Here is a 14,648-nt window from a genome sequence, read left to right as displayed (position 1 = left end):
GCGGGCGTCCGCCGCACCCGTCGTCCGCCGAAACCTGCCGTCCGTCCGCTGAACCCGAACCCCCTCGTCCGCCGCTTCGTCTGCCGCCCGGAGGCCTGACCCATGCGACAGTTCACCGCCGTCGTCAACCCCACCGCAGGGGGTTCCAGTGGCACGGCGGGCCTGCTCCCGCTGGCCCGGCTCCTCCGGGAGGCGGGCGCGCGGCTCGACACCGTCTACAGCCGCAGCCTGGAGCACGCGCGGGAGATCGCCCGGGACGCCGGCGCGCGCGGCCACGTCGTGCTCGCCGTCGGCGGCGACGGCATGGCCGGCTGCGTCGGCGGGGCGCTCAGCGGCACGGACACGGTGTTCGGCCTCGTGCCCGCGGGCCGCGGCAACGACTTCGCCCGGGCCCTGGGGCTGCCAACCGACGCGCAGCGGCTCGCCGAGGTGCTGCTCGAGGGCACGCCCCGGGCCGTCGACACGATCGAGGTGGAGTCCGCGGCACACGCCCGGGTCTGCGTCCTCGGGAGCGTGTACGCGGGCGTCGACGCGGTGGCCAACCGCCACGCCAACCACTCGCGGCTGTTGCGGGGAGCGGCGTCGTACTACGTCGGCGGCCTCCGGGCCGTCCTCGCCTGGAAGCCCGCCACGTACCGGCTCACCGTCGACGGGGAACGGCACGAGCGCACCGGCTACACCGTGGTCGCGGCGAACTCCGGCTTCTACGGCTTCGGCAGGAACATCGCGCCGGGCGCACGGCTCGACGACGGTCTCCTCGACGTCGTGGTGATCAAGGCGGCGCCGAAACGCCACTTCTTCGCCATGATGAACGAGCTGAAGACGGGCGCGCACCTGGAGCGGCCCCAGGTCGAGATCCTGCGCGGCAAGGAGATCCGGATCGAAGCCGACCGCCCGCTGCCGTACGGCGCGGACGGCGAGGTCGACGCCACCCTGCCGGTGACGGTCCGCGTCCGGCCCGCCGCGCTCAACGTGCTGGCTCCCTAGGGCCCTCCCCGGCAGGGTCCTCCCCGGCAGGCGCCCGGCCCCGCCTGAGGCGCCCGGCCTCGGGTGCCCGGCCTGGGGTGCCCGGCCTGAGGCGCCCGGCCTCACGCGGGCGGCGTCGGGGCCAGGACCACGAAGTCCGCGTTCGACGGGTCGAGACAGACGGCGAGCCGGCCCACGCCCTCCGCGTCGGCCGGCCCCATCTGCACCGAGCCGCCGTTCGCCGTCACCGCCGCGGCCGCCGCGTCGCAGTCGTCGACGGCGAACACCGGGTGCCAGTAGGGGCGCCCGCCGGCCAGCGCCAGGTCGTCCTCCGACAGCTCCATGAGACCGCCCTGCATCCGCTCCTCGGGCAGACCGACGGGCGTGATCAGGGTGTACGTGCCTCCGCCGCCCGGCAGTTCCATGTCGCTGAACTGCCAGCCGAAGACGCCGCCGTAGAACTCCCGTGCCGCGGTGGCGTCGCTCGTGTACAGCTCGGTCCAGTTGAGCGAGCCCGGCTTGTCGACCAGCTCCAGGCCGGTGTTCGTCCCCGGCTGCCAGACGGCGAACTGGCCGCCCAGCGGATCGCTGTACTGGGCCATCCGGCCCCACTCGCCCAGGTCCCGGGGCGCCACCCGCACCGTACCGCCCGCGCTCTCGACGGCCTCCGTCGTGGCGTCCGCGTCGGTGACCGTGTAGTAGAGCATCCACGCCGAGCGCGCACCCTCCTCGGTCAGCTTGCCGAGGCCCGCGACGATCTTGCCGTCCTTCCGGAAGATGCCTCCCTCCATGTCCTCGCTCTCTCCCATCGACTCGTAGTCCCAGCCGAGGACCGCGCCGTAGAAGTCGGCGGCCGCGCGCACGTCCGGCGCGCCGAGGTCCAGCCAGCAGGGGGTGCCGGGGGTGAAGTCCGTGGTGATCATGGGCCTTGCCTTTCGCGGAAGCGCGGAAGCGCGGAATCGGGGATGCGCGGGACGGAGGTGCTTTTGTGTCTCCTGTGGTCATTCGTCCGTACGACCACAGCCTGACATCCGCCACTGACAGCCGCCCCCCGGCCGTCAGCGCCCGCAGGTCGTGCCCGGAGCGACCTTCGTGAGGTGCACCAGATAGTCCTCGACCTTCCGGTCGACGCACGCGTCACGGCCGTAGCCGGTGTGGCCCGCCCCCTCCAAGGACAGCAGCATGCCGCCGGGGAACTGCCGGGCCAGGCTCACCGCCTCCTCGTACGGCGTGGCCGGGTCGCCCGCCGTGCCCACGACCAGGACCGGCGGTACGCCCGGTGCGTTCACCCGGTGCGGGCCCTGCGGTCCGGCCGGCCAGTCCTTGCAGACCAGCTCGCCGGTCAGCCCACTGGTGCCGTACACCCCCGCCGCGCGGTCGGCGGGTCCCAGGGCGTCCCAGTAGGCGCTCTCGTCGCGCGGGTGGGGCACGTCGAGGCAGTTGACCGCCAGCAGGGCGGCGTCGCTGTTGTCCTCGGGCACGGAGTCCGCGGACGCGCCTCCCGTCTCACCGTCCGCCGACCCGTCCGCCCCGTCCTCCTGTTGCTGCCCCTCTTCCTGTTCCTGTTCCTGCTCTTCGTCCTCGGGCCGGGTCTCGTCGCCCGCCGCGAGAGCCGCCAGCTTCGTACCGTCGCCGCCGTCCGCCGCGCTCAGCGCCTCGGACAGGGCCTCCCACTGGGCCTCCGGTGTGTACATGGACAGGCTGAGGGCGGACACCAGCGTCGCGGCGTCCAGGCCCGAATCGGAGCCGTCGACCGGCAGCGGCTCGCGCTGCGTGCGCTCCAGGAGCCGGTCGATCAGCGCCCGTATCTCCCCGGGCGTGGCGCCGGGACAGCCGTCGCCCACCGTCTCGGCGCAGGTCTGCGCGTAGTCCTCGACCGCGTCCCGGAAGCCCGTGGCCTGGCTCAGCATCCGCTGCCGCCAGTCGAGCGACGGGTCCACCGCCCCGTCCAGGACCATCGCCCGCACCCGGTGCGGGAACTGCTCGGCGTACGAGGTGCCCAGGCTCGTCCCGTACGACCAGCCGACGTAGGTCAGCCTGCGCTCGCCGAGCGCCGCCCTGAGCACGTCGAGGTCCCGTGCCGCGTCCACGGTGCCGACGTGCGGGAGCAGCGGACCGCTGGCCTTCCGACAGGCGTCGGCGGTGGCCCGGGCCTCGGCCATGACCTCGGCGCGCTCGGCGGCGGTACGGGGACGGAGCGGCGCACCGGACGCCTCGGCCGTGTCGCCGGACGCCTCGCCCGACTCCGACTGTCCGGGGGTGAGGCAGGTCAGGGCCGGCCTGCTCTCCCCGACCCCGCGCGGGTCGAAGGCCACGATGTCGAAGTGCTCGCGCACGCCGCTGCCCAGCTCGTCGGCGAGGCCGTCCCTGAGCGCCTGGACGCCGCGCTCGCCCGGCCCGCCGGGGTTGTAGAGCAGGGCGCCCGTGCGCCGTCCGGCGGTCGCGGTGGCCGCCTTCGCGACCGGCAGCACGAAGGTCCTGCCGTCGCCGGGCCGGGAGTAGTCCATGGGCACGGTGAGCGAGGCGCACGACAGGCCGCCGCAGGGCTTCCAGTCCAGCTTCTGCCCGTAGAAGCGCCGCAGGTCGGGGCGTTCGGCCGGATCCACGGCGGCCCTGGCCCCCGGCCTGCCGGCGTCGGGGCCGGACCCGGCCGTGCATCCGGCGGCCAGGGAGGCCGCGCCGAGGACGGCGAGGGCGATGACGAGTGCCTGGCGGCGGCGAACGGCGGCGTGTATCACGAGTTGCTCCCTGAGTGGTCGGTCCGGGGAAGCTTCGCGCGCGGATGCTGAGGATTTCGTGAGGGCGAGAGGCGCGAGGGCGAGGGGCGTGAGGGCGAGGGGCGTGAGGGCGAGGCGCGTGAGGGCGCCAGGCGTGAAGGTTGGGCCCGCGCCGCCCGGCGGACCGGCTGATCAGTCGGCTGTCGGCAGGCGCAGGACGAAGCGCGCGCCGCCCTGGGCGGTGACGGGTGCCGTGAGGGTGCCGCCGTGGGCGTGGGCGACCCAGGAGGCGATGGAGAGGCCGAGGCCGGTGGAGCCCGAGCCGCTGCGGAAGCGCTCGAACAGCGCGCCCGCGACCTCCGGAGGCAGGCCGGGCCCCGCGTCCTGCACCGTCAGCGTGCCGTCCCGCGTGACCGTGAGCAGCACGTCCGCCGGGACGCCCGGCGCGTGGCCGTGCGCCAGCGCGTTGCCCAGCAGATTGCCCACCGCCCGGCGCAGCAGGTCGGGATCGGCGAGCACGACCGTCTCCTCGGCCTCGACCCTGACCCGGTGGCCGCGCGCCGGTCCGTCGGCGGCCTCCTCGGCGACCGCCTCCACCAGCTGGTCGAGGCGGAGCGGCTGGCGCGCCACGGCCGCCGTCCCGGACATCAGCCGGGCCCGGGTGAGCAGCCCGTCGACCAGCCGGCCCATGCCCTCCGCCAGGCGCAGCGTGCGCCGGTGCACGTCCGCGCTGTCGGTCTCCCCGCGCAGGGCCGTCTCGGCGAGGGTCCGCAGCGAGGCGGCGGGGGTGCGCAGGTCGTGCGCGGCGTCCGCGAGGAACGCCTCCTGCTGGGAGAGGGCCGTCAGCGCCGGCCGTACCGCCCGCCCGGAAAGGACGTGACCGACGGCCGCCGACAGGAGCACGAGCACCGCGCAGCCGCCCGTCACCAGCCACACCAGACGGCGGTGGTCGTCGCGCTGGGCCGTGGCGTCGGCCAGCGTCACCAGGACGCCCTGCGGACCGGCGGCCTCGGCGCCGTCCGCCGCGGCCTCGTCGTCCGACGGATAGAACGGCATCGCGAACACCCGTACCGGAGCGCCGTCCGTCGTCCGCCGGTCGAAGGCGCGTGGTTCACCGGCGCGTGCCGCGGCCCGGCCGGCCTCCAGGGCGACGCCCGGGCCCACCGCGAGGCACGGCTCCGCCGGGGCGTGCCGGACGGTGAGGTCGCCCGGGTCGCCGCCGTTCACGAGGAGGACGGTGAGCGGCGGGCACGCGGTGTTCACGTTGTCCGCCAGGACGTCGGTGTCCAGCCGCCCGTTCTCGTCGGTCTCCAGGAGACCGAGCGCCCAGCTGGTGTCCGCGTCCATCGCGTGGTCGAGCTGCTCCCGCCAGCGCCCGCTGTCGCTGCGTACCGCCAGCACGCCCATCGTGATCAGGCCCAGCGCGCTGGTGAGCGCGAAGAGCAGACTGATGCGGCGGCGTAGCCGCAGCACGCGGGCGGTGGGCGTGGGCGGCACCGCGGTCCGCGACCGGCGGGGGAGTGCGGGCCGCCGGGCGCGGCGCACGGCCGTCACGGCGCGCCGGGCGGCGCGAGCCGGTAGCCCACCCCGCGCACGGTGTGGATGAGCGAGGGGTCACCGAGCTTGCGGCGCAGCTGGGAGACCAGCACCTCCAGCACGTTGGACTGCGGCTCCGCCATCTCGTCCCAGCAGCTCTCGATCAGCTCGGCCCGGGGTACGGCCTGGTCGGCGCGGGCCGCGAGCACCTCCAGGACGGCGAACTCCCGGCCGGTGAGCGTGAGCAGCACTCCGCCCCGGCGGACGTGCCGCCGCGCCGTGTCGATCTCCAGGTCGCCGACGCGGTGCACCGGCGGGCGTACGACGGCCGCGCGGCGGCACAGGCTGCGCACGCGGGCGACCAGCTCGGGTACCGCGAACGGCTTCACGAGGTAGTCGTCGCCGCCGCTGGCGAAACCCTCCACCCGGTCCGCCACCGTGTCCCGCGCGGTCAGGAACAGCACCGGCACCGCGCGCCCGGCGCGCCGCAGCCCCTCGACGTAGCCGGCGGCGTCCCCGGACGGCAGCATCCGGTCGAAGACCGCGCAGTCGTACGCGGTCACGAACAGCGCCTCGTCGGCCTCGGGCAGATCGGCCGCCTCGTCGACGGCGAGCCCCGCGGCCCGCAACGCGGCGGCCACACCGAACCGGAGGTTTTCGTCGTCCTCGACGAGCAGAACGCGCACGTCGGACACTTTAAAGGGTGGCCGTGCCGGGGTCCGGTCGCGGTACGGTCCCGTCATGTCCCCATCATCCGAGAGCGGCGCCTCCCGGCCGCCCGTCACCGCCGAAGACCTCCACCACGTCGTACGCCTCGCCGTGGCCGCGCTGCGCGAGGCCCCGCCCGAGGCGTGGGACGGCAACGCCGGCTCACTGGAGTGGGACTGCTGGGAGACCGTCGAGCACCTCGCCGACGACCTCTTCGCGTACGCCGTGCAACTGGGCCCCGCCGCACCGCCCCTGGACGCCGACGTGCCCTTCGTCTGGCACAGCGGACGCCCCGGAGGTCCCGCGAACGCCGTCCACGCCGACCGGACCGCGGGCCCCGCCGGACTGCTCCAGGTCCTGGAGGCGTGCGGGGCGCTGCTTGTCGCCATGGTGCGCACCACGCCCGCGGAGGCGCGCGCCCACCACGTCTTCGGGGTGTCCGACCCCGAGGGCTTCGCGGCCATGGGCATCGTCGAGACCCTGGTCCACACCCATGACCTCGCGCAGGGCCTCGGTCTGACCTGGCAGCCGCCCGCCGCGCTCTGCGCGAGGACCCTCGCCCGGCTCTTCCCGGACGCGCCCTCCGACACTGCCCCCTGGCCCACCCTTCTTTGGGCCACCGGCCGCGCCCCACTCGCCGGACACCCGCTCCGCACCAGCTGGCGGTGGGACGGCACGCCCCGTCCGTAGGCCGCCGGGTACGGGCGACGGCGGCCGTCGGCCGGCCGTGGCCGGGCGTTGTCAGACCCTCCTCGTAACGTCGGGGGAGAAGGGTCCGGAAGACGCCGGACCCACGGGCGCGAGGGAGCGGTCATGGGTGAGATCAGTGTGGACCGGCGGCAGCTCGACCATCTGCTCGCGGACAGCGCGAGCGGGTACGACGTGCCGTACCAGGAGGCCTTCGCCGCCCTCGCCGCCTCCCACCGCGGGCGGCCCGTCGAGACGATCGTCCCGCTGCTGCGGGCGGCGGCCGAGCGGGCGCTGCTGGGTTTCACCCCGGCCGACCTCCTCGACCAGGCCCGGGCCATCAGCAGCGGAGCCCCGTACGAGCTGCGGATCCGCGTCACGGGCAGATAGCGGCGCGGCGGCCGCGTCAGCGGCTGCCCGCGGTTCAGCGCCAGCTGGCGGTTCAGCGCCTGCCGGTGGCTCAGCGCCTGCCGGCGGTCAAGGCCTCGCGGCCGATGCCGAGTTCGCGGACGAGTGCGTCGTCGACCCACTCCAGCATCGTGGCGCGGCTGAGCGCTCCTCCGTACGAGGTGGTCTGCACGGCCAGTCCGTCGAGCAGGGCGGTGAGCCGCCAGGCCACGTCCTCCGGGCTGTCGCAGTCGAACTCGCCGGCGGCCACGCCCTCCGCCACGACCTCGGCGATCGCAGCCTTCCACCGGCGGTCCAGGTCGTGGGTGACCTTGCGCAGCGCGGGTTCGCGCAGCGCGGCGGCCCAGCCCTCGATCCACAGCCGCCAGCCCTTGGCCTGTCCGGTCGGCGCATACCAGCGCACCGCCGACCGCAGTCGCCGGGTGGCGCTGGTGCCCGGCTTGTCCAGGATCCCGCGCAGCTGGGCGAGGTCGCCTTCGGCCGCGTGGGCGAAGGCCTCGGCGACGAGGAGCTCCTTGGTGGAGAAGTGGTACAGCACCAGCGAGCTGCTGACTCCGAGGGCCGAAGCGACGTCCGACAGGCGCACGTTGCTGACGCCGCGGGCCTCGATCTGCTCGACCGCGACGCGCAGGATCTCCGCCCGCCGCTCCTCCACGCTCAACCGGACTCTGGCCACGGGCTCACCCTACACAGGCCACCACGGGGAGCGTCATGCGTCACAGCCGAAGCGTCCGGCGATCTCCGGCAGCCGGTCGGCGACCAGACGGTGCGCCGCGACCCGTGGCGTGGTCCCGTCCGACTCGGCGCGGTCCAGCACCTGCCCGACCAAGGCCCGCATGGCGTGCCGGATGTGCGCGAAGGCCTCGTCCGCGTCGGCGCCGATGTCGCCGAACAGCGTCCACCACCACCAGGCGTTGGTGGCCGAGTTGACCACGACGTCCGGAAGGACCGTGATCCCCCGGGCCGCGAGGCGTTCCTCCGCCTCCGCGAGGACCGGCATGTTGGCCGCCTCCACGACCCAGCGGGCCGTGATCCCGGCCTCGTTGTCCGCGTCGACCGCGTACGACACGGCCGCCGGGACCAGTACGTCGGCGTCCGCCGACAGCCAGGCGTCACCGGGCAGTTCGGCGTCACAGGGACGCAGCGCGGCCCGGTCCACCGTGCCGTACGCGTCGCGCGCGGCCAGGAGCGCCTCGACGTCCAGTCCCTCGGGGTTGGCGACGGTGCCCTTGACGTCGGCCACCGCCACCACCCGCAGCCCGGCCGCGGCCAGGAAGCGGGCGGTCGCCCCGCCCATCGTCCCGAAGCCCTGCACCGCGACGCGCGTCCCCGCGTGCGGCACCCCGGCCCGGTCCAGCGCGGTCAGCACGGACTCGGCGACACCGCAGCCGCCGGCCAGCTCGTCGAGCCCGATGCCGTCGACCTCCACCGCGAACGCGTCGGCGAGCCGCCGCCGCGCCGCGGCCTCGTCGTCGAGCAGCGGGTAGACCGCCTGCACGGAGGAGACCAGGCCCGCCTCGGCCACCGCCCGGTCCACCAGGTCCTGGGTGAGTCCCAGGTCCTCGCCGGTGGTCCAGAACCGCTCGACGTACGGGCGCATCGCGCGCAGATAGCGGACGAGCACGCCGTACGCCTCCGGGTCGCGCGGGTCGCAGTCGATGCCGCCCTTGGCACCGCCGAGCGGGACGTAGCGGGCCCGCGGGTCGTAGTGCAGGGCCTCCTTCATCGTCATGCCGCGGGCGAGTCCGGCGACCTCGTCGAGGGTGCAGCCCGGGCGCATCCGCAGCCCGCCGCTGGACACACCGCGCACCAGCCGGTCGATGACCAGGAAGCCCTGACGGCCCGTCACCCGGTCGCTCCAGGTGACCGAGAGGAGCGGGGCGGCGCCCGGCGTGAGGCCGGCGGGAGCGTCCGGGACCGGGACCGGGGTGGAGGCGGGGGCAGGGGCGGACGTCGTCATCGGGCGGACTCCTCGGGGACGGTGACGATGGTGGGGCCGGGGGCGGTCAGGGCGGTGGACAGGGCGGCGGCGAGTTCCTCCGGCGAGCGGGCGACGGCGCCCCGCCCGCCGTACGCCCGGGCCAGCGCCGGCAGGTCGACCGCCGGCAGGTCGACGGCCACGGGCTCGTCCCCGCGCGCCGCCATCTCCTCGCGGATCTCGCCGTATCCGCCGTTGTCGAAGACCACGACCGGCAGCGGCAGGCCCGACTGTACGGCCGTGGCGAGCTCCTGCACGGAGAACTGCAGCCCGCCGTCACCGCTCAGGGCCACCACCTGCCGGTCGGGGCACGCGGTCTTGGCGCCGATGGCGGCGGGGAGCGCGTAACCGAGGGTGCCGAACCCGGTCGGGTGGAGGAAGCGGCCCTCCGGGCCGACCGGCAGATGCGGCAGCGCGCCGTAGTAGCAGCACCGGGCGCTGTCGGAGGTGATGACGGCGTCCTCCGCGAGCACCCGGCGCATCTCCCGCAGATACGGCCGCCAGCGCGCGTCGCGCGTACGGGTCTCGTCGTCGCGGGTGGTGCGCAGATCGGTGACGAGCGCACCGACGTCGGCCTCGTCGTCGCAGCCCGCGGCGTCACGGTCCCGTCCGCGGCACGCGTCGAGCAGCGCGCCGAGGACCGGTGCCGCGTCCCCGACCAACGGGACGTCCGCCGGGATACCCGCGTACATCTGGGCCGGGTCGAGGTCGACCCGGATCAGGCTTCCGTCGAGCGCCGGCAGCGGACCCCAGACGTCGGACTCGGCGAGCTCCGTGCCGACGGCGAGCACCACGTCGCGGTCCGCCAGCCACTTCTGCACGGCCGGGCTGTGCAGGGACACGCCCAGCGACAGCGGATGCCGCTCGTCCACGACGCCCTTGCCGTTGGCGGTGGTGACCACCGGCGCGCCGAGCAGCGCGGCGAGCGCCCGGCACTCGGCCGAGGCCGCCCGCGCGCCGCCGCCCAGGACGAGCGCCGGCCGGCGGGCCGCGGACAGCGCGTCCGCCGCCGCGCGGACCGCGGCCGGATCGGGCAGCGCGGGCCCGGTCGGCGGCGCGATGCGGACGGGCCCGGCCGGTTCGACGGCTTCCAGCAGGTCCAGCGGCACCTCGATGTGCACGGGCCGGGGCCGGCGCGTACGGAACAGGGTGAAGGCCCGCGCCACGGCCGCACCGATCTCGTCGACGGAGGACACCCGGTGGCTGACCGCGGCCACGCCCCGCAGCGCGTCCGTCTGGCTGCGCATCTCGTGCAGCAGACCGGTCGACTGCCGGGGGTGCCGCAGCGGCATGCCGGGCGACACCACGAGCAGGGGAACGCTGTCGGAGTACGCCTGGCCCACCGCCGCCGCGATGTTCAGGAGCGCGGGACCCGTGGTGGTGACCGCGACGCCCGGACGCCCGGACACCCGGGCGTAGGCGTCCGCGGCGTAGCCCGCGCCCTGCTCGTGACGGCTCGTCACATGCCGGATGCCGTAGGGGCGGAGATGGCGGTAGATCTCCAGGTTGTGCGTCCCGGGAATGCCGAACGCGTCCGTCACGCCGTGCGCGGCCAGCGCGCGGACGACGGCCTCGCCGCCGGTGAGCGACCCGGCGTCGGTGAGGGGCCGGCCCCGGCCCGGGGCCTCGCGTGACCCGGGGGCCGGCTCGGTCGGGAGGTCGGACACGGTCTCTCCTGGCAGGGTGCGGGCAACGGATGTACTGACTGAACCATCAGTCAGTATCAGGAGCGGTGGGCGCGACTGTCAACGCGCGGAGGGCGGTCACCGCCCCGGGGGGCGCGAGCGCGGGGCGGGAACGATTCCACCGGGTATCCCGTAGGGTCGGAAAATGGCCAAGTACTTCGACGTCCACCCGCAGTCCCCGCAGCCGCGCACCATCGGCACCGTGGTCGACAGCCTCCGGACCGGAGCGCTCATCGCGTACCCCACGGACTCCTGCTTCGCGCTGGGCTGCCGGATCGGCAACCACGAGGGACTCGAGCGGATCCGGTCCATCCGACGCCTCGACGACCGGCACCACTTCACCCTGGTGTGCGAGAACTTCGCCCAGCTCGGGCAGTTCGTCCATGTCGACAACAACGTCTTCCGCGCGGTCAAGGCGGCGACGCCGGGCAGCTACACGTTCATCCTGCCGGCGACCCGGGAGGTCCCGCGCCGCCTGATGCACCCCAAGAAGAAGACCGTCGGCGTCCGCATCCCCGACCACAACGTCGCCCGCGCCCTGCTGGCCGAACTCGGCGAGCCCCTGGTGTCGAGCACCCTGCTCATGCCCGACGAGGACGAGCCGATGACCCAGGGCTGGGAGATCAAGGACCGGCTCGACCACCTCGTCGACGCCGTCCTGGACTCGGGCGACTGCGGCACCGAGCCCACGACCGTCGTCGACTTCTCCGGAGGCGAGCCCGAGATCGTACGGCGCGGGGCCGGTGACCCGACGCGCTTCGAGTGACCGGGGCGCGCCCTCCACATTCCTCGCCTCCCACGCCGTACCCGTCCGTCCCGCCGCACCCGTCCCTCCCGCCGCGCCGGTTCGTCCCGCCGCACCCGTCCTTCCCGCCGTCCCCGTCCCTCCGCGCGGCCCCCGTCCCTCCGCGCGTCCCCGTCCCTCCGCGCGGCCCCCGTCAGACCGTCCGCAGCCCGAGGCCGGGGAAGCCGAACTCGTACGGAGGGCGGTGCTCGCCCTCGCCGCCGAGCAGCAGGTCCGCGGGCCGCTCGACTCCGGCCGCGATCGCCGTGCGGACCAGCAGCCGCGCCATGGCGCCCGCGTCGACCTCGCCCGGACCGCCCGCGTCGGTCCGCCAGGGGGCCTCGCCGTCGAGGCGCGGTTCCGGACGGCCGGGCGGCAGCGACTCCCTGCGGGACCAGCCCAGAGCGGCGGCGTGCTCCCCGCGGGCCGTGTCGGCGACGTCGTACTCGGTGAAGTCGAGGTGGAGACGCGTGTCGGACGCGATGCAGAACAGCAGCGGCGTCGCGGTGCCGGGGATCCGCCCGTACAGCGGCATGCTGTGCGCGATGCCGAGCGCGTACGTCTCCGCCGGGAGCGTGCGCAGCAGGACGGCCAGGCTGAGGCGCAGGTCCTCCCAGTCACGCGGCTGCTCGTGCCGCGGGTGGTCGATGCCGAGACCGGAGTCCTGCCCCACTCCCAGGAAGCCCGTGCCCTCCCGCTGGTACCACTGCTCCCAGGTGCTGCTCGGTTCGAGCACGAGCTCCGGTCCCTCGGCGCCCGCCCGCAGCTCCAGGGTGGTCCTGCCGCGCCACCAGCGCAGGAAGGGCCGGCCCCAGCGGGGATCCGTCCGCGGGCCGGGCGGGCGGCGGTGGCCGTGCGCCCCGAGGAAGCCCGGCAGACCCAGCGCCTCGCGCAGCGCGTCCCCGACACGCCGGAACTCACGCGCCTGCGCGAGGGCGTCCCCGGGAGGCCGGCTCACCGGCAGCACGAGTCGCGCCGCGTCCCCGTGCACCTCGGCCTGCGGCCCGAGCCGGTCGGCGAGCTCCCCCAGCCCGTTCCCGGACCCGTCGAGGTCCCAGGCTGCCTCCGCCATCGTCCGGGCGGCCGTCACCATGGTCTCCGTGCTGATCATGAAGCCATGCTGTCAGCCGTGACCGACAGCCGGGCACCCGACCTGCTGCGATGTCGGTGTGCCGGGTTAGTGTGCCCTCATCGGCGAAACGGCATGACAGAACGACGAACCGACGCAGAAGACGCGGAAACGGAAGAACGGAGGCCGACCATGGGCAGAAACCGTGCCGGCCGGCCGCCGGGCACCCGGATCAACCACGACGGGCTGACCCAGCGCCAGCAGCAGATCCTCGACATCATCCGCACCCACACCCGGCGGCACGGGTTCCCGCCCTCGATGCGCGAGATCGCCGCGGGTGCCGGTCTGCTCAGCACGTCCAGCGTCTCGCACCAGATCCGGGCCCTGGAGAAGAAGGGCTTCCTGCGCCAGGACCCCCAGCGTCCCCGCGCCTACGTCCTCGCCGACGCCAGGCCGGACGACGACGCGGCCGACAGCGGCCGCGAGAGCCGCCTGGAGCGGGAGGGCGAGCGCCAGGCGGTGACCGTGCCGCTGGTCGGCCGGATCGCGGCAGGTGTGCCCATCACGGCGGAGGAGATGGTCGAGGACACCCTCGTGCTGCCCGCCCAGGTCGTCGGCGCCGGCCGGCTGTTCGCCGTGACCGTCGTCGGCGACTCCATGCGCGACGCCCACATCGAGGACGGCGACGTGGTGGTCGTGCGCGCCCAGGACACCGCCGACGACGGCGACATCGTCGCCGCCATGCTGGACGGCGAGGCCACCGTCAAGCGCCTCTCCCACGACGGCCCGCACGTCTGGCTCAACCCGGCCAATCCCCGCTACGAGCCCATTCCCGGCGACGAGGCCGTCGTCCTGGGCAAGGTCGTGTCCGTCCTGCGCCGCCTCTGAGCCTCCCCGCCGGGCTGCGACGGCGGCCGGCCACCGCTGTGCCGGACCCCCGTCCCCGCACAGCGGCACCGGGGGCGCCGGCCTCGACCCAGGCGGCCGGACTCCGGGTCAGTTCAGCGCCGAGGCGTCGGGCACGACGACCCCGTACACGTCACCGATGGTCGCGAGCGCGCCGAGGTGCAGCTGTTCGGCGGGGACCTCGCCGCCGGGCGTGGCCAGCGGGCGCGTGGCACACGCGTCGGCCACGACCGTCGGCCGGTTGCCCCGCAGGAAGGCGCCGGCGGACGTGAACGCCACGCACATGTGGGTCATGAACCCGGCGACGACGACGTCCTTGTGGCCCGCGGCGTCGAGGAGCTCCCCGAGACCGGTGCCGACGAACGCGTCGGGCACGGTCTTCACCACGACCTGCTCGCCCTCGGCCGGCGCCACCCGCGGGTGGATCTGCCCGATCTCGGCACGGATGTCGTACGGGGTGCCCTCGCCGCCGTCGTTGATGACGTGGACGACCTCGGCGCCGGCGGCCCGGGCCTTGGCCAGCAGCTCGGCGGCGGCGTCGAGGGCCGCCTCCCAGCCGGTCAGCTCCAGCACGCCCTGGGTGTACGTGTTCTGGTAGTCGACGAGGATCAGGGTCGACGCGGCGAGCGAGGCCGGGGTCTGGTCGAAGCCGCTGAGCTCGCGCAGGCTGGTCGACGGCATGCTGGTGGACATGGGTGTCCCTTCTCGGGGCGTGGTCGGACACGGCCGGAGGACCGGGCGGCGACCGCGTCGCGCGGTGGCCCGGTGGCCGTGCGTCCACGCTACGAACCGGCCCTGGATGGCGGCAATGTCATGTGACTTGCAGATCCGGACATCGCCGCCGCAGTCGAGCGGGGACTCCGCCCGGCCGGGCGGGGACGCTCCCCCGTGGCCGCCCGGCCCCCCCGGGCGCGGGCGGCCGCCCCGTGCGGGCGAGGGCGGCGATGCGTTGGCCACGGGTGGTCAGGAACGGCCCCGTCCACCGTCCCCGGCCTTCCCCGGACCGCGAGCATCGCCGCCGCCCTCGCCCCGGCGATCACCCCGGCGGGGAACCCGGGGGGACCCCAACCCCGGTGGCCGCCCACGAAAAACCCCCCGCCCCCCCCCCGGCGGCGGGCGGGGGGGGGGCCCCGAGCCCGGGTCGATTAAAACAAAAACAAACCCACACACAAAAAAAAAAAACGGGGTACGGGGTGGGGGTGGG

Annotated in this window: 14 protein-coding genes; 5 read left to right on the top strand and 9 right to left on the bottom strand. The window is 75.0% G+C overall.

The window, feature by feature from the left end; all coding sequences use genetic code 11:
* Window positions 1–102: 102 nt before the first annotated feature.
* A complete protein-coding gene (locus tag ACFVGS_RS01250) occupies window positions 103–987 on the top strand; it encodes a diacylglycerol/lipid kinase family protein (protein ID WP_384409466.1) in 885 nt (294 codons plus the stop codon).
* Between the two features lie 101 nt (window positions 988–1,088).
* Here the strand turns inward: ACFVGS_RS01250 and ACFVGS_RS01245 are convergent, their stop codons facing one another.
* The 4 genes from ACFVGS_RS01245 to ACFVGS_RS01230 form a co-directional block, all read right to left on the bottom strand.
* A complete protein-coding gene (locus ACFVGS_RS01245; protein WP_384409464.1) occupies window positions 1,089–1,889 on the bottom strand; it encodes a VOC family protein in 801 nt (266 codons plus the stop codon).
* Window positions 1,890–2,024: 135 nt separating this feature from the next.
* On the bottom strand, window positions 2,025–3,704 hold the full coding sequence (locus ACFVGS_RS01240) for an alpha/beta hydrolase (RefSeq protein ID WP_385689159.1): 1,680 nt from the start codon (window positions 3,702–3,704) through the stop codon (window positions 2,025–2,027).
* 171 nt (window positions 3,705–3,875) lie between these two features.
* Window positions 3,876–5,180, bottom strand: a complete 1,305-nt coding sequence (locus ACFVGS_RS01235; RefSeq protein ID WP_385689156.1) for a sensor histidine kinase — start codon at window positions 5,178–5,180, stop codon at window positions 3,876–3,878.
* A gap of 53 nt (window positions 5,181–5,233) precedes the next feature.
* Window positions 5,234–5,905 carry a response regulator transcription factor gene (locus tag ACFVGS_RS01230; RefSeq protein WP_384409458.1) on the bottom strand — a complete coding sequence of 224 codons (672 nt, stop codon included), beginning with the start codon at window positions 5,903–5,905 and terminating at the stop codon, window positions 5,234–5,236.
* Between the two features lie 55 nt (window positions 5,906–5,960).
* Between ACFVGS_RS01230 and ACFVGS_RS01225 the strand changes: the two genes are divergently transcribed.
* On the top strand, window positions 5,961–6,617 hold the full coding sequence (locus ACFVGS_RS01225; protein ID WP_385689153.1) for a hypothetical protein: 657 nt from the start codon (window positions 5,961–5,963) through the stop codon (window positions 6,615–6,617).
* Between the two features lie 123 nt (window positions 6,618–6,740).
* Window positions 6,741–7,004, top strand: coding sequence for a hypothetical protein (locus tag ACFVGS_RS01220; RefSeq protein ID WP_384409454.1), 264 nt, complete (start codon window positions 6,741–6,743; stop codon window positions 7,002–7,004).
* A gap of 70 nt (window positions 7,005–7,074) precedes the next feature.
* Here ACFVGS_RS01220 and ACFVGS_RS01215 read toward each other — a convergent pair whose 3' ends face one another.
* Genes ACFVGS_RS01215 through ACFVGS_RS01205 form a run of 3 tightly spaced genes read right to left on the bottom strand, consistent with a single transcriptional unit; the run spans window position 7,075 to window position 10,667 of the window.
* Complete coding sequence (locus ACFVGS_RS01215; RefSeq protein ID WP_384409452.1) at window positions 7,075–7,698, bottom strand: TetR/AcrR family transcriptional regulator; 624 nt, start codon at window positions 7,696–7,698, stop codon at window positions 7,075–7,077.
* A gap of 33 nt (window positions 7,699–7,731) precedes the next feature.
* Window positions 7,732–8,982, bottom strand: coding sequence for a Glu/Leu/Phe/Val dehydrogenase dimerization domain-containing protein (locus ACFVGS_RS01210; RefSeq protein WP_385689150.1), 1,251 nt, complete (start codon window positions 8,980–8,982; stop codon window positions 7,732–7,734).
* Entirely contained in the window at window positions 8,979–10,667 is a 1,689-nt protein-coding gene (locus ACFVGS_RS01205; protein ID WP_384409448.1) for a thiamine pyrophosphate-binding protein, read from the bottom strand. Before ACFVGS_RS01205 ends, ACFVGS_RS01210 begins: the two co-directional genes overlap by 4 nt.
* 163 nt (window positions 10,668–10,830) lie before the next feature.
* Between ACFVGS_RS01205 and ACFVGS_RS01200 the strand changes: the two genes are divergently transcribed.
* Window positions 10,831–11,451, top strand: coding sequence for an L-threonylcarbamoyladenylate synthase (locus ACFVGS_RS01200; protein WP_384409446.1), 621 nt, complete (start codon window positions 10,831–10,833; stop codon window positions 11,449–11,451).
* 172 nt (window positions 11,452–11,623) lie between these two features.
* Here ACFVGS_RS01200 and ACFVGS_RS01195 read toward each other — a convergent pair whose 3' ends face one another.
* Window positions 11,624–12,580: a hypothetical protein gene (locus ACFVGS_RS01195; RefSeq protein ID WP_385689147.1), complete on the bottom strand. Its 957-nt coding sequence runs from the start codon at window positions 12,578–12,580 to the stop codon at window positions 11,624–11,626.
* Window positions 12,581–12,730: 150 nt separating this feature from the next.
* On the opposite strand from ACFVGS_RS01195, the gene lexA reads away from it, so the two are divergent.
* The gene (gene lexA, locus ACFVGS_RS01190; protein ID WP_385689144.1) at window positions 12,731–13,426 is read left to right on the top strand and encodes a transcriptional repressor LexA; all 696 of its coding nucleotides are present in this window, start codon (window positions 12,731–12,733) and stop codon (window positions 13,424–13,426) included.
* Between the two features lie 108 nt (window positions 13,427–13,534).
* On the opposite strand, the gene ACFVGS_RS01185 is transcribed toward lexA, so the two are convergent.
* A complete protein-coding gene (locus tag ACFVGS_RS01185) occupies window positions 13,535–14,125 on the bottom strand; it encodes a cysteine hydrolase family protein (protein ID WP_385689511.1) in 591 nt (196 codons plus the stop codon).
* Between the last annotated feature and the right edge of the window lie 523 nt (window positions 14,126–14,648).

Source organism: Streptomyces sp. NPDC127114, from assembly GCF_042677525.1.
Classification (GTDB): domain Bacteria; phylum Actinomycetota; class Actinomycetes; order Streptomycetales; family Streptomycetaceae; genus Streptomyces.
This window is presented reverse-complemented; position numbering and strand designations above follow the sequence as displayed.